Below are 22,652 nucleotides of genomic sequence, written 5' to 3'. Positions count from 1 at the left end.
TTGTGTCAAGGCTCATGGGTTTCCAAATAGTCTTGAATCCAGTTGTTGCCTAATTCCATCAGATGCGTCAAACTGAGATCCCATAAAATGACCTTACTATTGACACTAGCTGAGGCGATCGTTTTGCCATTAGGACTAAAGCAAACACTTCGCAAAGGCGATTGATGTCCTTGAAGAGTTAACAGTTCCTTTCCATCAATACTCCATATCTTAACTGTGCGATCGCTACTACCCGATACCAAAGCATTACCATCGGGACTAAAGCAAACACTTCTAACTTCGGCTGTATGTTCATTGAGGCTTTTTAATAATTTACCATCAAGGTTCCATAATTTAATGCTGCCATCTTTACTACTACTCGCCACAGTCTGACTATCTGGACTAAAGCAAACACTATAAACTTCACCCGTATGTCCACTAAAAGTATTTAACAACGTTCCATCCCAATGCCATATTTTAACCGTTTTATCTTGGCTTGCTGTCGCTAGCATATTGCCATCAGGACTAAAACACACTTGATAAACAGCATTGGCATGACCGATTAATGTATGTATCCATTCACCTTCTTTACTCCATAACTTGACTGTGCAATCAGCACTAGCCGAAGCAAATAGCTCTCCATCACTACGATAAGCAACACTGTAGATCGAGGCTTCATGTTCGTTATATATACTTTTAAGTAAGATTCCTTTAGAATTCCAAATTTTAATGGCGCGATCGCTACTAACAGATAATAAAAATCGATTGTCTGGGCTAAAACAAACACTATTCACACTTTCTTTATGTCCTTCAAGAGATGTAATCAATTGAGAATTAGCTAGCCAAATTTTAACCGTACAATCATTACTAGCTGAGGCAATAAACCGATTATCAGCACTAAAAGTAATGCAATTCACCTCATCAGTATGACCAACTAAACAAGGTAGAGAATTACCATTAGTCCGCCAAAATTTGATCGTTGTATCTTGGCTCCCCGTGATAATGGTACTGCCGTTAGTATTAAAGTTGATACTATGAACACTGCCTTTGTGTCCATACAAAGTTTTCAATAAATTACCTTTAATATCCCAAATTTTAACTGTGCGATCTCTACTAACTGAAGCTAAAGATTTGCCATTAGGGTGAAATCTCACTCCCAACACTTTATCACTGTGTCCATCAAGATCGGCGATCAGATTACCTTCCATATTCCAAAGTTTGGTGTCATGCCCACGGCTTACAGAGGCTATAATCCGCCCAGATGGAGAAATATCCACATCTTCAATAAATCTATCATGGGCTTTAATAGTTCTTATAATAGTTCCATTGACGTTCCAAATAATTAGCAATTGATCCGCACTACCTGTAACTATCCGCTCTCCATCAGGACTAAAGCAGAGACAAGTTATCCATTTGCTATGTCCGCCAGTAAAGGTGTTAAATGCAGTACCATCATCGCGCCATAATCTAACTTTGGCATCTTCGCCACAGGATGCAAATATGGCATCAGTAGGACTAAATCTCACTGCTAAGACTGGCGATTGATGATCCTTCAGGATTTGGATGGGTTGCTCAATATATAACTTTGTAAATCGATCCATTTTCCAAAGCCTAATCGTTCCGTCACGACTCGCTGAAGCTAAATATTGTCCAGTGCGGCTAAAACTTAGGCTAGTAATCCAGTTTGTATGTCCACTTAGGGTTTGTTTGAGGTTCCCTTTACTATCCCAAATTTTAATGGTGCGATCGCTACTTCCTGAGGCTATGAGATAATCATTTGGCGCGATCGCAATGCAAGTGACGGTATTTAGATGCCCCGTAAGGTGATTATATTCGCGCACGTTGTAAACGGTTTGGTGTAAAGCGGTAATCCCATGCATTCGGAGGCTTGCTCTTTCACCTGTGGAGTTTTCTAAGTCCAGTAACTGCTGCCCTGCTGCTATGGATTCTAAGAGCGCTTCAAATTGCTGATTGAGGATAAATGTTGCCTTAGCAGAAGCACTTTTGAGAACAACTTCAGCTTGCATTAAGCTAGCGTGCAGTTGTTGCTGCATCTCCACCAGTCTAATCTTGGCTTCTTGTTCCGCCGCCAGAGTTTTTTCTAGTCTTTGTTTTGCTGCTGATAGAATTTGATTTGCCTCGGCTTGGGCAAAGAGAGCTATTTCCACTTCGCGCTTTTCTAGTTCTTGACTCGCCGAAAAGAATTGGTAGTCATGATTGCTTAAATTTTTATCTGCTGACCATGCCAAAGCATCTTGCAAAGCTTGCCCACGTAACAATCTTGACTCATCTTGATAGTCCGAATCCATCCAAGCTTTGAATGCTTCACCATAGGGTCGTAAATTTGCTAGGGCTTGGTTTACCCAATTTTGATTGAAAATTGCTGCATAAACGGGATTGTAGACCCTCAGCTTTCCCTCTCGTTTAACCACTAGTCCTGTAATTCTTAACTCCGTTTGTTCAGGACTATCATCGGCAATAATTCCATATTCAAGCTTGTGTAAAGATGGCTCAGACTTCAAAATTTGTTGATATAGTCCGAGCAGTTTACCCTGGCGATTTTCACTGCTCCAAAGAATGCGATCGCGAATTGTTTTGAAATGTTCAGGCTGATCCTGTATTTCCCAGTTTTCGACTAGGCGCGATCGCACTAAATTATTCACCCAGACAAGTTCATGATTGAGAGGAATCGACTCCGATGAGGTCAGAATAATTTGACAAAGTTTTTGGGTGAGAAATGGTTGCCCACCCGTATAGGCAAGAATCGCTTTGAGAACGGCTACGGGATTTTGCGATTTTGCTAATAATCCTCGCATTAGGGGTTTTGCTTCTTTTAACTGAAAGCCTCTGAGTTCGATCGCTCGACCAATGTTAAAAGGAGTGCGTTGTTTATCACGAATCAGATCCGCAGGTGTAGCTACTCCAAATAGTGCAAAGGTCAGACGATTATAGGCAATGCGATCGGCGCGACGATTAAATAATTCACGAATCAGGGCAAAGAAATCATCAACAGCAAAATTTAAACTGAGAATACTATCAATTTCATCAACAAATAGAATTACGGGTGAAGATATTTTTTTGAGCAATCCTTCATCAAGAAACTTCCCAAAACGCTGCACTGGCGATAGTAAGCGGTTCCGTTCCCACCAATCCTCCAAATCAAAAGAATCATACAAATCCAAACTGCTGATAATGCTGTCAATTAGCCCCGCATACCACTGCTCTGGCGAAATATCAGATGTGCCGATCGCCGTAATATCGATCGCCGCACAGGTGAAGTTTTCTTCTTGGAGGCGTTTCATTGTGCGGACTCGGAGGCTCGATTTCCCCATCTGCCGTGAATTTAGAACGTAACAAAATTCTCCAGATTTTAAGCTTTCATAGAGATCGGTGTCAGCTTGCCGCGCCACATAAGTGGGCGCATCAACAGAGAGACTGCCACCAACCTGATATAGATAATTTGTAGTTCTTTCTGCAAGCATCATTCACCTTCTATAAAAACTAAAAGAAGAAAAAGGGGCAAACCCTTTTTCTTCTTTTAGTTTTTGCTCATAGTTTGTTGAAAATATCGATAATATAAATTACACATGGGAACTACCTGATTGCCGACAAACTTAACTAAACCGATACTCCTCAATTTAAAGGATATTTGACTATCTAACTGTAAAGGGCGATCGCTTTGCACTAGTTCTTTATAAGCTTCCAACAACTCAGGGTCTTCCTTTAAGTTTCCTAGTTGACGACGGAGATGATCACCATAAATGCCTTCTTCAGTAGGAGCCAATTGTAATAAAGTATCCCAATTTATCCGACCTCTAGCAATTTGGTAGAGTGCTTGCCTGACTAAATATGGATGCCCACCAGTAAGTAGCATCAGTTGTTTTACCTGAGCAGGTTGCCAATCTAGTTGATGTCGCTGTACCAAGTCCGCAATTTGTGACAAATTCAATTCTGGCAATTCAATCGGTAATCCGACATTAAAAGGTGACTGGTTAATATTTAAAGGGATATAAACTTCTTTAGAATGAACAATCACTAATCTCAACTTTTTCCAGACATCTTCATTCTTGGCTTTCTCATGCCAAGCTCTTAGCAAACCAAAAAAATCAGAGGCAATTTTGGGATATTGAAAGATTAGATCTACTTCATCTAGTCCTAGGACTAAAGGATATTCCGTAGCGGTCAACAAATAACGCTGAAAATATTTGGTACATTTGTTTTTGCTACCCAAAACGCCTTGCCAGTAAGGTTCTAAATTGTCGTCTAGATCTAGTTCCGAAGCAATACTGGCGCAAAACCATTGCAGAAATAAATCCAGATCATCAAATATAGCGCTATCTGCTTGTTGAAAATATAAGTGGGCAACTTGATAGCCCTTATGCTTGGCAAAGGCTAGAGTACGTGATAGCAAAGATGACTTTCCCATTTGGCGGGGAGCTTTAATCCGAATTAGGGAGCCAGCCCGCAGCATAGTTGCGAGACAGTCTTTTTCAATGGGAGGTCGCTGAATGTAAAAATGAGAACCTAGTTCTATTTGCCCTTCAGGCTCTTCTAATTGAAATTGTTGCTGTTGCTGTTGTTGCGGCGGTCTAGAAATAGTTGTTGCAGCCTTGGCATTGCGGAGAAGGTTCTCCAGTGCTAGCAGAGCCTCTGTCGCATCATGATATCTTTGGCGATAGTCATATCGCACCATTTTGTCAATAATTGCGGCTAGTCCTGAATTAATTTTAAGGTTGACCTGAGCAACAGCCAAGGCACAACTGTATTCATTGGTTTGTTTATCCTTTGGTAATTCTCTAAAGGAAAGCCCCGTGAAAGCCTGTAGGCACATTATTCCTAAAGCATAGACATCACTACAAAATTTTGGCTGCCCTGCTAATTGTTCATTTGGCATGTACACCAATGAGCCAACCACAACACTACGAGTCTGGTTTTCATCTTGCATAAAGCGTTCTAAAGAGTCTGGATTCAGGGCTTTGACTGCCCCAAAGTCAATCAGGACGATTTTGCGATCGCTACGACGACGAATCAAGTTAGCAGGTTTAATATCACGATGAATCACTTGGCAGCTATGGACAAAAGCGAGAACTTGCAAAATATCGTACAAACTGGAAATCAATTGAGCCTGTTGCCATTGTTTTCCAGCACCAATCTCCGACTCCAAGGTTTGACCTTCGACATACTCCTGCACTAGATAAAATTCACCATTTTGCTCAAAGTGAGCGAACAGCCTTGGAATCTGATCGTGAACTCCCAAGTCGTGCAAAGTCTTTGCTTCGCTATCAAATAGGCGTTTGGCGATCGCTAGTTCTTGAGGTTTAAGCAATTGCAGCTTGAGCTGCTTAACGACACAAGCAGGCTGATTGGGCAGTTGTAAATCCCGTGCTAAAAATGTTTGCCCAAAACCACCACCACCAAGCGGTTTTACAATTTGATATCTGCCTGCAAGAATTGCTTCAGCATTGGTCATGGTGATCGATATGAAAATAAGTTTTACGTATCATTTCTCTACATGATACAGCGATCGCTATTTCATGAAAGGTTCTTGGTTGTTTATTTGACCTATCCACTATTCCCAAAACTTAACAGTTAATTTCATTACAATAAATTATCAAACCCTTAAAGTTGCTCCCCACTGGGGCGCTACTTTAAGGGTTTTGCTTTGTGATTAATTATGCCTAGCTACTTAGCGCGACTTTGCCGCGCAATTAAAAATTGGATTCTGGTTTAAATTGTAGAATCCCGATATTTTCTTTGATCGATGAGGCTGATGCGTGGAGAGCAGCAAGTTCAGCGTCTGTAAGTTTCAGCTCAATCACTTTTTCGACACCTTGTCGTCCTATTTGCACTGGTACACCCATGAATATATCTGTTAATCCATACTCACCACTAAGATGAGCCGCCGCAGGATAAATTCGATGTCGATCGCTAATAATTGCTTCTACCATTACATAGGCGGCTGCCGATGGCGCAAAATAGGCACTCCCATTTTGGAGTAACTTGACGATTTCGGCTCCGCCATTACGAGTTCGCTCTACGAGTCTAGCGATCGCCTCCTCTGACAGTAGCTCGGTAATCGGTATCCCATTTACCGTCGATAGTCGTGGTAAAGGCAACATCAAATCACCATGTCCACCCAAAACCGTGGTGTAAATATCTGCCGTGGAAATCCCTAATTCCATCGCAATAAAAGTTTGAAATCTCGCCGCATCTAGCACTCCCGCCATCCCAATTACTCTCTGAGGTGGTAACCCACTTACTTGCCATGCGAGATAGGTCATCACATCAAGAGGATTAGTAACAATCAACAAAATTGCATGGGGAGATAGCGCGATCGCCTTCTGCACCACCTCCTTGATAATTGATGCATTAATTTTCAGCAGATCATTACGACTCATCCCTTCTTTGCGTGGCAAGCCTGCGGTAATCACAATGACATCTGAGTCTTTGGTGTCGTTATAGTCGTTAGTGCCGATAATTTGGCGATCGTGATTGGAGATGGTATGCGCTTGGGCAAGATCAAGGGCAATTCCCTGCGGTTTTCCTTGGACAACATCGCATAGCACCACATCTGCCAAATTTTGTTTGGCAATACGCTGTGCAAGCATACCGCCGACATTACCCGCACCGATAACGGTGACTTTAGGCGATCGATAATCTTGTATTTGTGTCGGCATGATTTTAAAACTGAGTCTAGATAAAGTTAAAGCGTAAAAGCTAAAAAAAGAAGAAGGCGCTTTGCGCCTTCTTCTTTTAGAATTTGATTGTGCGGCGATGGGCTGCCACAGACTCCACCAAACCGATCGCCATAAAATTAGCAATTAGTGCCGAGCGTCCATAACTGAGCCAAGGCAAAGGAATTCCTGTCACTGGCGCAACATTAATATTCATCCCAATGTTGACAAAGGTTTGAAATAGGATGAAAGAAAATACACCGATCGCCAAGAGCGAACCAAAGTTATCCCGTGCATTTACCGCAACCACCAACAAGCGCCAACAAACTCCCAAGAACAACAACAAAACACAAAGACAACCAGCAAAGCCAAACTCCTCTCCGATCGCCGAAAAAATGAAGTCAGTATGTTGTTCAGGAATAAAATTTAACTGTGTTTGTGTACCTTTGAGCCATCCTTGACCAAGGAGTTGCCCAGCACCGATCGCAATTTTGGACTGGATGACGTGATAGCCAGCACCGAGAGGATCTTGATTAGGGTCGATAAATAGCAGCAGGCGCTTTTTTTGATAATCATGGAGAATATTCCACAATAAAGTTCCTGCTTGGCCAGACACCAAGTTGACTACTACTGCAATCACTGTGCTGACAATCCGAAACCAAGGTAATGATACCCAAGCTGCTACACCCATCAGGATTACCCAAACAATCCAAGCGGGTAAATAAAGTGAAAATAGGACTGCGGACACAATTGGCGAAAATATAAGTACCAACCACCCTAAACTTGCACCCGCCCAATAGAGCATCCCAATTGTAATCGCGGCGAACACCAGAGATGTACCAAGGTTCGGTTGTAAAAAAATCAATATCCAAGGCGGTACGGTCACCCAAGCCACTTTAAAAGCATCGATGGGACTTTGAATCGGGCGATCGTGCATCACCGCAGCTAAGGAAATAATTATTCCGACCTTGGCAAATTCTGAAGGCTGGATATTAAACCCACCGATCGTAATCCAACGTTCTGCACCAAGTGCCGTTGTGCCAACAATCATCACCAAAACCAAAGAGATATTGGTGATTGCATAGGTGATCCAGTGCAACCGCAATAACTGATCGTAGTGAAAACGGGCGATCGCAAACATGGCAACCAGCCCAACCGAGCCTGTGACCCAATGCTGCCACCATTCGGTGCGCTGAGAGCGAAAGTCTGAACTATAAATGGCAATGCCACCTAAAATCATCAATAGGATCGGGAAAATCAGTAATAAAGGATCGGCATCACGCCACTCCCGTTTAATATTTTCCCAGTTGGGTAGTTCTAAACCTTTTACGATCATAAACGCAGCTAATTTCGCATCAATTCTTATTATGTATCTTAATTCCAAGATTTACATCAAGAGATAGCTAGGAACAAAAAGATGAGTGGCGGCGCTTCGCGCCGCCACTCATCTTTTTGTTCCTATTACGGGATGCTCTACTGCACAAACCTCACCTTGATTGTCTATGCAATGGCATACTGAAGGTAATAAACAGGTATGCAAATCACTAATGCATCTGCGCTAAACCTTGTAACGACTCTATCTACCTTTCATTTCTAGGCAGGACAACCGAATCAATGCTGATGTATACAGTTGAAATCACCCTCAAAAATAATCCGATCGCTTTGTCTGTACAGCGCAAGGAGCAAGAAAATGCTGAGGCGCTTTATCGTGAAATCGCTAATGCGATCGCTGACGGTAATACCAAAATCTTGGAATTAACCTGCGAAAAACAGGAAGGCAAGAAAGTCTCAGTACTTGCCAGCGAAATCTCGGCTGTGCAGGTTTCTGAAAAGTCAGGGGCTTCTGCGAATATGGGCGCAGGCTTTATCCGTGGCTAATCCTTAGAGTTGCGCCCCACAGGGGCGCAACTCTAAGGGGTTAAGTAATTTTTTGTACAAGTACATACCTGCTATTAACAATGCCCACCGATCAATCTGTAACCACCGCCATCAGTGTTCGCGATCTTAGCTTTGCATGGGCTTCAGGCGAAACCGTCCTCGATCGCTGCACCTTATCTGTACCAAAAGGGGAATTTTGGATGCTGTTGGGTACTAACGGCAGTGGCAAATCGACTTTGCTTAGGCTCCTAGCAGGTTTGCTCAAACCAAGCTGTGGCGATATTGAGATCGGCTCCCGTATTGGCTTTGTATTTCAAAATCCCGATCATCAATTAGTGATGCCAACGGTCGGCGCAGATATTGCCTTTGGCTTAGCATCCGAAAATCTTTCCTACATAGAAACTTTGCATCGAGTCAAAGAATCCCTGAGCGCGGTTAATCTAGAGCAAATGCTCCGTCGCCCCATTTATGCTCTCAGTGGTGGTCAAAAACAACGGGTGGCGATCGCAGGGGCGATCGCACGTCATGCGGAAGTTTTATTACTAGACGAACCTACAGCTTTATTGGATGGCGAAAATCAAACCGATCTGGTTGCTTCGGTGCGAGAGTTGGTCAAACAAAAAAATCTGACGGCTCTATGGGTTACGCATCGATTAAATGAGTTGGATTATGCTGATGGTGCATTTTTATTAGAGCATGGCAAAGTTATTGATCAGGGCGATCCCATGCGTTTAAAACAAGTATTGATAGAACGCAGTTAAAGTTTTTTGGTGGCACGGCAAAGCCGTGTCACCAAAAAATTGATTCTTACTGAATCATCCTAAAAAAGGATTTGGAGACCAAATCCCTACATATTTGTAAAAGTAGGGGCTTGGTTTCCAAGCCCAAATCTCAGAGTTTCACGCTCCAAGTCAAAAGAGAATGGCGGCGCTTCACGCCGCCATTCTCTTTTGACTTGGAGCTATAAAGCATACCAAAAAGTGAATTTTGTCAATTTTTTTGATGAAGACCTAACATTTGAGAAATGGGACAACGCAAAACTGTAAGATTGTTGCGACTAGCTTTACTTAATCATCAAAGGAATTGCTTAAAGTGACTAAAGGCACAGAAATCATTGCGATCGCAGCACGAGAAATCCTCGATTCGCGTGGCAAACCAACCGTTGAAGCGGAAGTTAAATTAGCAAATGGAGCAGTTGGTCTTGCCCAAGTACCCAGTGGCGCATCTACAGGTAGTTTTGAAGCCCATGAGTTGCGAGATGGAGACAAAAAACGCTATGGCGGTAAAGGGGTTTTGATCGCAGTTCGCAATATTACTGAAAAGCTGCTACCCGAATTGAAAGGAGTAGATGCACTCAATCAAGAACTCGTTGATCGGATCATGATCAAGCGAGATGGTACACCTAACAAATCTGAAATTGGCGCAAATGCCATCTTGGCAGTTTCTCTTGCAACTGCCAAAGCAGCTTCCGCAGCGATCGGGCAACCCCTATATCGTTATCTAGGCTCACCCCTATCGAATGTTCTTCCAGTCCCCATGATGAACGTTATCAACGGTGGTGCTCATGCGGATAACAACGTTGATATTCAAGAATTCATGATCGTGCCTGTAGGCGCACCAACTTTTAAAGAAGCATTGCGCTACGGTGCTGAAGTATTTGCAGCGCTTAGCTCGATCCTCCATGAAAAAGGCTTGTCAACTGCTGTGGGTGATGAAGGTGGATTTGCTCCTAACCTTGAGTCTAACCAAGCAGCTCTAGAGTTGCTGATCGACGCAATCACCAAAGCAGGTTACAAACCAGGTGAGCAAGTTGCTTTGGCGCTAGACGTAGCCTCTAATGAGCTATTCAAAGATGGCAACTATGTGATCGACGGCAAGTCTCTCACTCCTCAAGAGTTTGTCAACTATTACGAAGGTCTAATCTCCAAATATCCCATCGTCTCAATCGAAGATGGACTAGAGGAAGATCAATGGGCTAGCTGGAAAGCCATGACTGATCAACTCACCAATACTCAGTTGGTGGGCGATGATTTGTTTGTAACCAACAAGACCCGCCTAGATCGTGGTATTCGTGAGGGTTGCGCTAGTGCAATTTTGATTAAGCTCAATCAAATTGGTAGTTTAACCGAGACGTTAGAAGCGATCGCCACTGCTGATAAGAATGGCTATCGCTCAGTGATCAGCCATCGTTCTGGCGAAACCGAAGACACTACTATCGCCGATCTTGCTGTCGCTACTCGCGCAGGTCAAATCAAAACAGGTTCTCTATGCCGTAGTGAGCGTGTTGCTAAGTACAACCGTTTGCTGAGGATTGAAGCAGAACTTGGCAGTCAAGCTGTGTATGCTGGTGCTGTTGGTTTAGGTCCTTCTCGCTAAGTAATCGTAATACCAAAGCACAAAACGGCTTAGCCGTTTTGTGCTTTGAAAACCCTTCAAACCCAAACCAAAAGATTTTTTGAAAGTATTGCTTTGCAACACTTTCAAAAAATCTTTTGGTTTGAGCGCAAATAATATAGCAAAGCAAGTTTTGCTTAGGAAATAAAACCCAAGAATCGAGTGGCGGCGCGAAGCGCCGCCACTCGATTAGCTAACTCTTTTTTTTGCTATACAAATCCACGAAAGTGTAGCCACACTTTCGTGGATTAAAAACCAAACCCAGTAAGGGTTTTAAAACCACAAAATAGCGTAGCCTTTTGTGGGTAGCCATTTTGTGGTTTGGTATAAACTGGTCGCACAAAAAACAAAAGTAAAAGCAACGAAAGTATGGAAGAACAGCAAAATTTTCTCTACGAATATACTAAATTTTGCCTAGAGCAAGCTCAGCATGGAGTCGATACGCTAGGAACAAAACTCTCAGGGGTTATGGAAATTAGTGCATTACTATTGCTGGGTTTGCGTGTTACTTCTACCTTTCAAATCTATGTCAAACCAGATCAGGAAAACCTGTACTTTATCTATTTAAGTCTCAAACTTTCGGCATGTGTGGCTCTAGCGATCGCGATCGCCTTTGCTGTATTGGGACTATATCCTCGTAAAGTCGCAACCACAGGACTTTCTCCTGAAGTATTAATGCAAAAAAATGAAAGCTTGCAAACTGCAATTACCACTACATGGATGCAGCAAATCGAGGATTTACAAACCTATAAGGCTGAACGCACAGTTTTTTTGCGAAAGGCGATGATCTCCCAAGGAATTGGCATTGCGATCGCCTCTCTTGCTACTACTGATGCTTTTATGATGGCGATTAGTGCGGGACGCTAGTTATAATCGCGATTATTAGATAAACTTGCTTCAATCTTTGGATGCCACAAGCCTATGTTGACAGCTTTTTTAATGTCGCTATTAACTCCGATTACCCCAGTTTTACCTACAACAAACTCCGTAAACAGCCCTACTGTCACTAATAAAGTTGCTCAAGCTGCCAACCAACGCCAAATTATTCTAGATCGCCAAGAAATGCGTCCGCTTATGGGGCAACTTGACAATGTACCAATGTTTAATAGCAATAGTCCTGAGATTGTGCAAACAGAAGGAATTTTGCTGTCAGCTTTTCCACCTGAAGGGATGGCTCATCCCAAGGCGCATTTAAACTTTCCCTTTCAAGGTCGGTTCGATTTATTTACGCACCATATTTCCAAAGCTCCACCCCCAGAAGACTTAAGGACTTTGTATATTGGTGCGATCGCCTATAACCCCACCGATCAGCCTGTAAAAGTCGATATATTGTTAGGGGCTAGCTATCTCAGTCAGCCCGATGCGCCTTTTTACGATGCCCCTAGCTACTCCTTAAATAACAATGGTGAAGTGTATCGTGGTCCTGGCGATCGCGCCATGCTCGACATTTTGCGCGGTCGTCGGCAGGATATCTTCCCTGCTCAGATTGTAATTCCACCCAAGCAAAGCCGCATGTTAATGAATGTGCCGATTCCTGTAAAGGAATTAGAACCACCCTTAAATGGGCGATCTGGATTATCGCGGTTACGCAGTGATGGCAAGGTTTATGTAGCGACGCTCTCTCTCTATGCCCGTCTAAATCCTGATGGAACCGAACGCGCTCCTAATCTTGGAGAATGGGAAGAGATTCTCAAAAAAGGAGAACTAGCTAAACCTCGTGATGTCGTGCCTACGCCACCTGATTTGACGGAAGGAAGATTTGAATATAGCCGTGTGGCTGGTGTGCAGCTAGGTTCCCAATGGTTTGGGAATTTGACCGATAAGGATAGTAATGATCTAGCTATTCCCAAACGTGGTGAATCCTATTCTTATGGGTTGAGTCTCTTGCAATATGGCACGATGGGAACGGGGCAAGTACAAACAGCACCGCTAAAGGTTCGCTATCCCGATACGGCTTATTCGGCTCACGGCAATTATGGTGTGCAGTACAATTTGACAATGCCTCTGCATAACCCTACTAGCGAAACCCAAACTGTCGTTCTCTCATTCCAAAATCCGATCAAATACGACAAGCCAGTTGGTGGTTTGCAATTTTTTGAACCACTTCCTGATGATGTATTTTTCCGTGGTTCGGTAAGGGTGAGATTTCGTGATGATAGGGGCTTAGCACAAACGCGCTATGTCCATTTGATGATGCGTCGTGGTGAGCGTGGGAAGTCTCTTGTGACATTAACTATGCCACCAAGCGATCGCCGTGTTGTCCAGTTTGATTTTCTCTATCCTGCGGATGCTACTCCACCACAGGTTTTGACTGTAACGACTACGCCTTAAAAGTAGCGATCGTTTAAATTTTGGTGGTGCTGCTTTCTGCGCCACCAAAATTTGGTAGAGAAGGAAAATATTTGTAGGTTGTAGGGGTAGAGCATTTGCGCTGATATTTGTAAATTATCATCGAAATCTTTATACGCAAATGCTCTACCCTCTTTGCTGTCATCGATAATTTATCCCTGCGGTTTGGGGATGATCGATGAATGTTGGAGGTTTAGGGCAGAGCATTACCGAATGGAGGGGATCTGTTAATTTTATAAATTGTGACGGTAATGCTCTGCCCCTACGAAATGATGGCAAATTGCTATGATCCCAAGGTGGCTTGCCAGAAATTTTCGGATAATGGTGTGGTGATGGTGAAGAGGCTGGTGACAGGTAACGGATCTTGGAAAGGCGCATTATGTCGTAGCTAATTGTCGGTTTACAAAAGTTAATAAGAGTGTAAAACCTTTATGCCTTACACTCTACAAGTCTCGATGCGAGAAAAGAAGACTCCCCTCCACCCTACCCTTCCCTCATGGGTATAAGGGAGGTGTCCCTTCCCACTCATAAAATTATTCTTGAAAAATGGGTCTTTCTTGAAAAATGGGTCTGGATAGTCCACCCAATTACCCTCGCTTTTCCATGCGGTGCGATCGCAAAATTTATTCCAAGTCTCATCACTCGGATAACTAAAATCTAGCTTACCATCACACTCGACATAAATATCCTTCTGAACGCTAAAGCCAAACTCAAATCCATGTTTCTTGCTATATACCACCCACAGGCGATCGAGCGTAAATAAATCTTGGCAAGGGAAATTTTTAATATCTTCCGCTCTCACCCATCCATCTTCCTCTCGTTCCGTTACCTTAAGTATCAACTTCCAAGTTTCCTGATCCGCTTCATACCATTGCTGATTTTTGAGATATTCCTCTAATTGTTGATAGAGAGAGTTTTTTACCTCAACTTCTACAGCTTGTAACTGACGTTGTTCCTCTAGGGCTTGTAAATCTTTCTTAACCCCTGCATCAATCTGCTTCCTTGTCTCCTGAGTGCAAGCCAAAGCCAAATCGATCGCCCCTGCATCTAGCGCTTTTTTGATGAGACTACTAGGATTCTTCACCTTGCCCACATACAACAAAGTCACCTGTTTCCACCAATCCTCATGGAAATGTGTGTGTAAAATATCTTCCTTTTTGATGCGGATAATTTCCATCGCTGCCAGAAATTCTTGGAAACTCAAATGCGAAAACTCAAGCTCATCATCTTTCTGAACTAACAACTCACTAATCTCTTCTACTTGTTTAAGAAATTCACTCGCATTAACAGTTTCCCCCTGTTCCTTCAAATAAGCATCTAGTCTTTCTAGCAAGATTTCACGATCTATCCGTTCTTCCTTTTGCTGCATCATCTCTAACGCCAACATTTGCAAGATCACCTGTGCCTCAACCTCTCTAAGCATTGTCTCTAACTGTCTTGCATTGGGACGATCCTTGAGTTGCAAATTGCAGATTTCTTGATACAGATCCACTCTCCGCTTTGGCAGTTCCGCACTCGGATAGCGACGATGAAACCGTGCAATCATGGTTAACAATAGGGGATTACTCGCTAGTTTAGTTAATTCATCACGACTAGCGATTTGTCCTAACAATTCATTGGCTGCATCCGTTGCTTCTTTGCGAACTGCGGGAGTGTTTGTTTTGCCACAGCCATAATATTCTTGACACCAATACCACTTGCCCACAAATTCCTGAATCTGCGGGAGCGTAAAAGGCTGCACATGAAACACTGATTTTAGATCTAAGCGATTATTTGCAAAGGGTTGCTCAATGTAGGCTTTAGGACGGGATGACAAAACAAATAATGACTTGGGATAGTTCTGCATTTGTTTATTCAGCCATCGAGCCACCAAGGGGCGCTGTAGTTTAGGAACCTCATCAAATCCATCTAATAAAATTACCATCTTGCCTTTATTGAGAAGATCTCGCGCCCAATTTGTCGGCATTTGCAAATTAGCATTCAGACTAGGAATATGATGTTTCTCAATGATTGTTGGTAAGTCTTCAGGACTTTCTTGGGTGAGTAAATCGCGATACTTCCGTAATAGCAATAGCACAGGCACAAAGCGCTGTACATCTTGATTCTGTTTATTGCGACATAGGCGATAGGTAACATGGCGCAAGAGGGTTGTTTTGCCATAACCACCCCAAGCCAAGATCGCAATCTGCCGATAAATCGAGTCACTTTTTACTTTTGCTAGTAACTGCCAAATATCAACCGTGAAACGATCCTCTAGGTCTTTTGCATTAAAATTTTCAGATTTGACTAACTGAGCGAATTTCTGCTCATGGCGAAATCCCGCCATCCCCATATTCAGATTCAGGCTCAACCGCACAAACACATCCTCTAACATCGGTGTTGCAATGTTATCCATTTTCCCAACACCTTCAGTCCTACAAAGCTCACAGTCCGATGCCTGTGCCTCAAAGTAGCGATCTTCTAACGAGATCACTTTTGCAACAAGCGCACCACCAACACGATCAATTCCTTCATTAATTACCTTACCAAGTCTTTCAGCCCGTTCTTCAGTCCCTTTGTGAATCGGTTGTAATACTTTCGCGGCATAGGAAATTCCCACACCAATAGCTGCCGAAGCGATCGCTTTCGGAATATCACTCTCCTTAAACAATATCCAAAACGCATGAATACCACCAAGCCCTACACCACCTGTCCTTGTTGCCTTAAATAAAAGATCAACAATCTGTTCCTGTAATGTTAGTTTTGGTTCTGGTTCTTGAGTCATTGTGTTTAGGGCGATCGCATTTCAAGCATTGTAAACTAATCAAAATAAATTGGTATGATCGTAAAGTAACAACATTGAAAATTGATCCAAGTTGTATGCAAACATTAACAGTCGGCAATATTTTAGAAGCTATATCGGTTCTTGCCTTTGAAGATCAACTATTTGTAGCCGAAACCTTGCAAAAAAGAATGGTCGAACTACGCAGAAAACAAATTGCCTTAAGAATTCAAGAAGCCGAAGAAAACTATCGACTTGGTAAAGTTCGCACAGGTTCTATTGAAGATCTCATGATGGATTCTAGCGATGATTGAACTAACTTGGGATGAATCATTTGCGCGAATCTTAAAGAAATGGCGCAAAAAGCATCCTGAACTCGTTGCTCGATTTCAACAAAAACTTGAACTGTTCAAAAATGATCCATTTCATCCATCATTAAAAACCCATAGCCTAGTTGGAAATCTTGCAGGCTCTTGGTCAATCAGCATCAACTATGAGCAGAGATTAGTTTTTAGATTTCTATCCGATACCAAAGTTTTGTTGATCGATCTTGGTACTCATGATGATGTTTATTAGACTCAATTCGCTCTTGAGTCATGGTGTTTAGGGCGATCGCCACAACTAATTATCTTGTCTTCGCCGCAAGTCGATGCTGAATCTCCAGATACACTAGCAATGCATTCACATCCGCAGGATTCACCCCACCAATACGGCTAGCTTGCCCAATCGTCATTGGACGAATCTTGCTCAACTTCTCTCTTGATTCCTTAGAAAGAGTCTCGATCGCATTGTAATCAATATCCGTTGGTAACTTGCGATCGCTATGTTTCGCAACCTCCTCAATTTGATGCTCTTGACGTTGGATATAGCCCACATACTTCACTTCAATTTCCGCAGCCAGACGTTCAAACCGATTCAAGTTAGGATCGGCTAAACCATAGTGAATCAATTCCGCATAGTTAAACTTAGGACGACGCAATAAATCCGAAAGCGTAATTGCACCACGAATTATTTCTCCTGTTTCGGCAGTAATTCTTTGCCCAAGTTCATCCTTTTCCTTAACGCGAGTTCCATTCAGACGCTCCACTTCTGCATAAACACGCTCCTGTTTATCACAGAACAATTGCCAACGACGATCATCGACTAAGCCGATCTCGCGTCCAATCGGCGTAAGTCGGCGATCGGCATTGTCCGATCGCAAAATTAAGCGATATTCGGAACGGCTCGTCAACATCCGATAGGGTTCGCGCAATTCCTTAGTGCAAAGATCATCAATTAGCGTACCGATATAGCTGCTAGCACGAGGTAATACCACCATCTCTTTACCCTTTGCAAATAGCGCCGAATTCATTCCTGCAATCACCCCTTGAGCCGCCGCTTCTTCGTAACCAGTAGTTCCATTAATTTGCCCCGCACAAAATAGCCCTTCAATCAATTTCGTCATCAAAGTGGGATAGCACTGAGTCGCAGGAATATAGTCATATTCGACGGCATAGGCGGCGCGAAGCATGTGACAATTCTCTAAACCTGGGAGAGTTCTCAACATTTGCAATTGAATATTCTCAGGCATTCCCGTTGAGAAGCCCTGAATATAAAGCTCAGGAATCGTTCTACCTTCTGGCTCGATAAAAATTTGATGACTTTCTTTATCGGCAAAACGCACAATTTTATCTTCGATGCTCGGACAATAGCGCGGTCCCTTTGCATCGATGAAGCCGCCATAAACAGGCGTAAGGTGAAGATTTTCGCGAATGATGCGATGGGTTTCGGCAGTAGTACGAGTTAAGTAGCAATTCATTTGCTCACGTTCCACCCATGCACTTGGATCGAAGCTAAACCAGTTATGCTCAGTATCCGAAGGTTGCACTTCCATTTTGCTGTAGTCTACGCTGCGGCGATCGACTCTTGCTGGTGTGCCAGTTTTTAGGCGATCGGTGACAAATCCCAAGACATTGAGAGTTTCCGTAAGTCCTGAGACTGCAAATTCTCCTGCCCGACCTGCGGACATGGAGCGATTGCCCACCCAAATCTTGCCATTGAGAAATGTACCTGTGGTCAGGATGACGGCTTTGCAAGCATAACCCACACCAAACTGAGTTTCGACTCCAATAATTGCTTGGTTAGGGTCTAGCAAAACGTTAATTACTGTTCCTTCGCGAACGGAGAGATGCGGCTCATTCTCAACTACAGCTTTCATTTCCGCAGCATATTCGCGCTTGTCGGTTTGCGCTCGCAATGCCCAGACAGCAGGACCTCGTGAACTGTTGAGGATGCGTTTTTGTAAATAGGTGCGATCGGTGATTTTGGCAATTTCGCCACCGAGGGCATCGACTTCATGGACAAGTTGCGATTTGGCGGGACCACCAACGGCGGGGTTACAGGGTTGCCATGCAATGCGATCGAGGTTGAGGGTGAGGAGTAGGGTTTTGCAGCCCATGCGTGCTGAGGCGAGGGCGGCTTCACAGCCTGCATGTCCTGCACCCACGACGACGACTTCAAATTCATCAAGAAACTGAACTTGATTGGCTGAATTAATTGAATTACTCGTTATCTCGCTCATTGTCTAACAGCCCTGACCAACAAAACTTTATTTTAGCCCAAAATTAAGATGAATCTATCGATCGCAAATAACCCAAGAACTCAAGTTATTGGCTAAAAGCTAAAGTCCACTGAAGTGGACTACAAAATATTTCTTACTCCCTTCCCGCCCAAGAATTAGAGGTGTGGCGCAAAGCGCCACACCTCTAATTCTTGGGTTTTATGTCCTAGGCATAGCAAATAAACATTAATAGCTCTAGTTTTTAAAGCTTGATCCCCAAAAAGAAAAGTGCGATCGCGCATTTCTTTTTTATGATGTTACATATGCCTAGATTTCAAAGCCGACTTTTTAATTGGATTGATAGCTCATTACCTGCCCAACTTGGGCGCAGCGTAAGGCGATCGCTCGATCAAAAAATTCGACAGCTTGCAGGACTACCACTCCAAGAGTTGCCGCGCTTGCTAGCTTATCAAGTAGCCAAGGCAGCTCTATATCCTGTGTATCTGATTGCATCTACAGCAAAACGTGTTTTTCCAGCACTTGAGCGAGGCAAGGCTGAGCCTAAAGAAAAACTGCGATCGCAACCAGAGGCGGTGGGGCTTTTATCTGAATTTGATAGTCCAGATCTTGAGCCAAATCTTGATCAACCTCTTGAGCCAAAGCTTGATCTTCCTAAGCCAGAGATTCCTCTACTTTTGCGTCCATTAACTAAGTTTTTGGATTGGATTGATCGCACTAAAACTCAGCTAGATCGCAATATTGCGGCGATCGTTAAGCGCCAAACAGATTACCTTGCAACTTCTGAAAATCCAGACCTAGAACCCAATCTAAATGCTAATCGCATCTTTGCGGAAATCTGGCAACAACAGATAGCCCAAGCCGAACGGAACACCTTAAAAGAAAATAATGGACTCGCTGAAAATGTATCTCTGGGCAAAAATAGAAGACTAGAGCAATTACGTCGTTTAATAGAAGCAGCGATCGCTTACTTTTTTGGCAATCAATCCCCTTCTCCAGAATCTAGCCTAGACAATAAGGAAGAAAGCTCAGAAATATTTGGCACAGAATCCGCAGAAGCATTGCCAGACAGTCCCAAGTTAAGGCGGCGACGAGTCACTTCTGCAAAAGCGGAAACACTTAAAAAAAATGCCCCTCTAGTTGAAAGTAGCAAGCTAGACCGTCTGCGCGATCTGATTGCCGCCGCAATTGATTATTTCATTGGCAAGCGATCGCTAGGTGGTGATCAAGATAAGGCAGATAGCATCAATGGAACTCAGCCCGACTTGCTAGCAGAGCGACTAATTAATCAGCTTCAATCTAGAACTAACAGTTATCCCAAGCGTGATCCTCGTGGTGATCTTAATCAAGATTCCGAATTTTCTGACGCACTCAAAGTTGACTATCAACTAGACCGCTTACAAAGATTAATTGAAGAAGCGATCGCCTATTTCTTTGGTAAACAGCGATCGTCAACTCTAGAAGAAACCTCGGACATCACTCCCAGCGACAAAGCATGGTTAACGATGGAGGATGTATTTGGCGATGACAATGGTCCTTGGCCGATGCCCTTGGAATATGAATCCATTGCATTTAGTAAATCACCAGATCGAGTTGCCATCCATTCATCGGGCGAGTTAGAAAATTTTGAAACTACAACTACACAAATTTCTCAAGATCAACTTAATGGGAGTTTAGTTTTTGAAGAAGAACTATTGAGGTATCAACAGCAAAGTTCTGATACCGACAGCGATCGCCCTCTACGAGCTTGGATTGAAAACAAGGCAAATATTGGTGGGCGTTCCAATAATCCTGTAATTAGGTTACTGCTTTGGCTTGATGAAATCGTTCTCAAGATCGAAGATTTGCTCATAAAGTTTTGGAAAGGATTAACGCGTTTTCCCAAGCGCTTGATTAATTTCATGCGTTTTGGCAAGAAGCGTTAAATTACAGCGCTTTGCGCTCAAACCCAAACAAAAAAATATTAAAAGTGTTGCTTCGCAACACTTTTAATATTTTTTTGTTTGGCAATAACTAATAGGATTGCGCCCCTGCGGGGCGCAATCCTATTAGTTTGAACACAAATTTTGCCAATGTTTCCAAATAATGACCATTGCCATCGTATCAAGGCGGCAGTATTGATAGAGCAACTCTTTCCACTGCGATCGCATGGCTTGATTGTCCATTCCCCGATCGCGATTTTCGCCATACATCAGGTCTTGATAGGCTAGCATTGCGCCAGCACCCTCATTCACCACTTGAACGCGATCGCCTATTTGCAATTGCGGCAACACATCATAGGGACTCAGGATTTCACCATCAACTTCTCGATAGTATTCCTGAAAACAGGGAATTTTATGTAAGTAGGGATTGGTTTTCCAAACCGCAGGTAAAACACATTTAAGGGAAGTACGTCCTTTCATTAAGGGATGAAAATAATGATTAAGTGTAAGCGCATTCATATCAACTAGGTGCGATTTGCCCTTGCTTCCCAACTTAGCGGTATTCGCTAGCCATGTTTGTAATTGCGGATTTTGATAGTCATAGGCTTGCATTTGATAGTAGATATCGCGCAATACACTGTTTTCATGGGTTGCCCATGTCAAGATTGTGCCGCGATCGCCTAGGCATTCCATCAGCGATTCGGCAAATTGAAAATTCGGGAAGGTATTTTCCAGATCTAGCCATTCTGTTTGGATAGGATCTGCATCTGGCTCAGAAATTGTGTGACAGCTCCACTGAAAGGCAACCTGCTCATAGGGGCGCATCCCTGCACGATAGGGGATTGCCATGCGCGAAGTCTCAAAATCAATAAAATGAATGGGATATTCTATCTGCTGCACAATTTGGGGGAGATGCTCAGAAATCCATTCTTTGTTTTTTTGCGTGTATTCAATCTGAATAAGTTGACGATAGCTATAGGTCTCGTCAGTGAGTTCTTCTAAGGGAACATCAAACATACTGACTTGCTTTTGCTGAATCATTTCATTGACTAGAGGAGTCTCATGACCACCAATGCGCCCCATTTGATAGAGTTCGAGGACATGGTTCTCGACATCCGCTAAGTCACCCCAACATTCCTTAAAACCATCACGGGGATCGCGATCGCTAGCACGGTACTCACAACTTTTACAGCTTTTGCTAATCGGCGCAAATATTTCAGAAGATCGCTCTAGCAAATAGTCTAAATATTTCTGAGCAGAAGCAATTGTCGGCTCGATTAATTCTGCAACTTCTGTTTCGATACTAACTTTAGTGAGAAATTGATCTTTTTCTAGTTCCTGAATATCCCCGATAAAATCAACCTTAATTCCATTCATTTTGGAAAAGGAATTACGAGGGGTCGATAGACGCTGAATTTGGAAATAGGAAGCAAGATGATCTATGGCTGTAGTTTTGGCGCGATCGGGAACCAGTAAATAAGGCGCAATCTCTGCCGTGCAATCAGGTAAATGCTCGGCTAGCATTTCTTGCAAAATCCCAACTTGGTAAGCCACATCTTCGATGATATATCTCCATTCACCGCCAACATTTCCAGTACGTTTATTGCGAAAGAGAGAAAGATTGCGGTATTTGACTAAGTTTTCGTGAGCATTACTATCAAATCCTTTAGATCTAATTTCGATAATCTCAATGCGATCGCCTTGCTTGACGAGAATATCAGCTCGGGCTAGCTTATGGGATGCATAAAAAACTGGCTCAAAGAGAGTCACATTCTCCTGTTGTAAATAAGCGATCGTTTCTTGAGCAGCACTTGCAATGCTTTCATCGGAGTTAAGATTTGCCGAAATGTAGATGCCTTCAGGATAGAGAAGGTGAGCAATCTTACTAATGATGAAATTCCCATCGGCTAATATTCTGGTATAGGCATCAACGCGATCGACCGTGGGATAGCCCAACTTCTTGTAATAAAGTTTGGTTGTGCAACTGCGGGCAGTCTTGAGATCGGATTTTGTCAGATAAATAGGATGGGACATACTGCCTAAAAAACTTCGCTGTATCAATCTAGCATGAACGAACAAACCACAAAAGATTTTTTGAAAGTGTTGCAAAGCAACACTTTCAAAAAATCTTTTGCTTT

16 protein-coding genes are annotated in these 22,652 nt (G+C 43.1%); 9 read left to right on the top strand and 7 right to left on the bottom strand.

What is annotated here, in order from left to right; translation table 11 throughout:
* Nucleotides 1–5: 5 nt before the first annotated feature.
* From H6G05_RS04355 to rodA, 4 genes are all read right to left on the bottom strand, one after another.
* On the bottom strand, nucleotides 6–3,464 hold the full coding sequence (locus tag H6G05_RS04355; protein ID WP_190576630.1) for a WD40 domain-containing protein: 3,459 nt from the start codon (nucleotides 3,462–3,464) through the stop codon (nucleotides 6–8).
* 53 nt (nucleotides 3,465–3,517) lie between these two features.
* Complete coding sequence (locus tag H6G05_RS04350) at nucleotides 3,518–5,449, bottom strand: AAA-like domain-containing protein (protein WP_190576629.1); 1,932 nt, start codon at nucleotides 5,447–5,449, stop codon at nucleotides 3,518–3,520.
* Nucleotides 5,450–5,687: 238 nt separating this feature from the next.
* On the bottom strand, nucleotides 5,688–6,656 hold the full coding sequence (gene mdh, locus H6G05_RS04345; protein WP_190576628.1) for a malate dehydrogenase: 969 nt from the start codon (nucleotides 6,654–6,656) through the stop codon (nucleotides 5,688–5,690).
* A 76-nt stretch (nucleotides 6,657–6,732) separates the two neighbouring features.
* The gene (rodA, locus tag H6G05_RS04340) at nucleotides 6,733–7,989 is read right to left on the bottom strand and encodes a rod shape-determining protein RodA (RefSeq protein WP_190576627.1); all 1,257 of its coding nucleotides are present in this window, start codon (nucleotides 7,987–7,989) and stop codon (nucleotides 6,733–6,735) included.
* A gap of 284 nt (nucleotides 7,990–8,273) precedes the next feature.
* On the opposite strand from rodA, the gene H6G05_RS04335 reads away from it, so the two are divergent.
* From H6G05_RS04335 to H6G05_RS04310, 6 genes are all read left to right on the top strand, one after another.
* Nucleotides 8,274–8,531 carry a DUF3107 family protein gene (locus H6G05_RS04335; protein WP_190576626.1) on the top strand — a complete coding sequence of 86 codons (258 nt, stop codon included), beginning with the start codon at nucleotides 8,274–8,276 and terminating at the stop codon, nucleotides 8,529–8,531.
* Between the two features lie 80 nt (nucleotides 8,532–8,611).
* Nucleotides 8,612–9,292 (top strand): energy-coupling factor ABC transporter ATP-binding protein, encoded by a 681-nt coding sequence (locus H6G05_RS04330; protein WP_190576625.1) that lies wholly within the window; start codon nucleotides 8,612–8,614, stop codon nucleotides 9,290–9,292.
* 331 nt (nucleotides 9,293–9,623) lie between these two features.
* Nucleotides 9,624–10,907, top strand: a complete 1,284-nt coding sequence (gene eno, locus H6G05_RS04325; RefSeq protein ID WP_190576623.1) for a phosphopyruvate hydratase — start codon at nucleotides 9,624–9,626, stop codon at nucleotides 10,905–10,907.
* A 387-nt stretch (nucleotides 10,908–11,294) separates the two neighbouring features.
* The gene (locus tag H6G05_RS04320; RefSeq protein ID WP_190576621.1) at nucleotides 11,295–11,792 is read left to right on the top strand and encodes a hypothetical protein; all 498 of its coding nucleotides are present in this window, start codon (nucleotides 11,295–11,297) and stop codon (nucleotides 11,790–11,792) included.
* A gap of 72 nt (nucleotides 11,793–11,864) precedes the next feature.
* Nucleotides 11,865–13,256 carry a DUF3370 domain-containing protein gene (locus H6G05_RS04315; RefSeq protein ID WP_242025237.1) on the top strand — a complete coding sequence of 464 codons (1,392 nt, stop codon included), beginning with the start codon at nucleotides 11,865–11,867 and terminating at the stop codon, nucleotides 13,254–13,256.
* A gap of 269 nt (nucleotides 13,257–13,525) precedes the next feature.
* Nucleotides 13,526–13,666, top strand: a complete 141-nt coding sequence (locus H6G05_RS04310; RefSeq protein WP_190576616.1) for a hypothetical protein — start codon at nucleotides 13,526–13,528, stop codon at nucleotides 13,664–13,666.
* Between the two features lie 44 nt (nucleotides 13,667–13,710).
* Here the strand turns inward: H6G05_RS04310 and H6G05_RS04305 are convergent, their stop codons facing one another.
* On the bottom strand, nucleotides 13,711–16,038 hold the full coding sequence (locus H6G05_RS04305; RefSeq protein WP_190576614.1) for a GUN4 domain-containing protein: 2,328 nt from the start codon (nucleotides 16,036–16,038) through the stop codon (nucleotides 13,711–13,713).
* 95 nt (nucleotides 16,039–16,133) lie between these two features.
* Between H6G05_RS04305 and H6G05_RS04300 the strand changes: the two genes are divergently transcribed.
* Nucleotides 16,134–16,349 (top strand): hypothetical protein, encoded by a 216-nt coding sequence (locus H6G05_RS04300; RefSeq protein WP_190576612.1) that lies wholly within the window; start codon nucleotides 16,134–16,136, stop codon nucleotides 16,347–16,349.
* Nucleotides 16,342–16,611 carry a type II toxin-antitoxin system RelE/ParE family toxin gene (locus H6G05_RS04295; protein ID WP_190576610.1) on the top strand — a complete coding sequence of 90 codons (270 nt, stop codon included), beginning with the start codon at nucleotides 16,342–16,344 and terminating at the stop codon, nucleotides 16,609–16,611. Before H6G05_RS04300 ends, H6G05_RS04295 begins: the two co-directional genes overlap by 8 nt.
* A 49-nt stretch (nucleotides 16,612–16,660) precedes the next feature.
* On the opposite strand, the gene mnmG is transcribed toward H6G05_RS04295, so the two are convergent.
* The gene (gene mnmG, locus H6G05_RS04290; protein WP_190576609.1) at nucleotides 16,661–18,595 is read right to left on the bottom strand and encodes a tRNA uridine-5-carboxymethylaminomethyl(34) synthesis enzyme MnmG; all 1,935 of its coding nucleotides are present in this window, start codon (nucleotides 18,593–18,595) and stop codon (nucleotides 16,661–16,663) included.
* Nucleotides 18,596–18,897: 302 nt separating this feature from the next.
* Here mnmG and H6G05_RS04285 point away from each other — a divergent pair, with 302 nt between their 5' ends.
* Complete coding sequence (locus H6G05_RS04285) at nucleotides 18,898–20,517, top strand: hypothetical protein (protein ID WP_190576608.1); 1,620 nt, start codon at nucleotides 18,898–18,900, stop codon at nucleotides 20,515–20,517.
* A gap of 123 nt (nucleotides 20,518–20,640) precedes the next feature.
* Here H6G05_RS04285 and H6G05_RS04280 read toward each other — a convergent pair whose 3' ends face one another.
* Nucleotides 20,641–22,548 (bottom strand): DUF2779 domain-containing protein, encoded by a 1,908-nt coding sequence (locus tag H6G05_RS04280; RefSeq protein WP_190576607.1) that lies wholly within the window; start codon nucleotides 22,546–22,548, stop codon nucleotides 20,641–20,643.
* Nucleotides 22,549–22,652: the final 104 nt, after the last annotated feature.

It is taken from the genome of Phormidium tenue FACHB-1050 (assembly GCF_014696925.1).
GTDB lineage: Bacteria > Cyanobacteriota > Cyanobacteriia > Pseudanabaenales > Pseudanabaenaceae > Pseudanabaena.
Note: the sequence above shows the minus strand (reverse complement) of the source record. Positions and strands in the feature narration are given on the sequence as shown.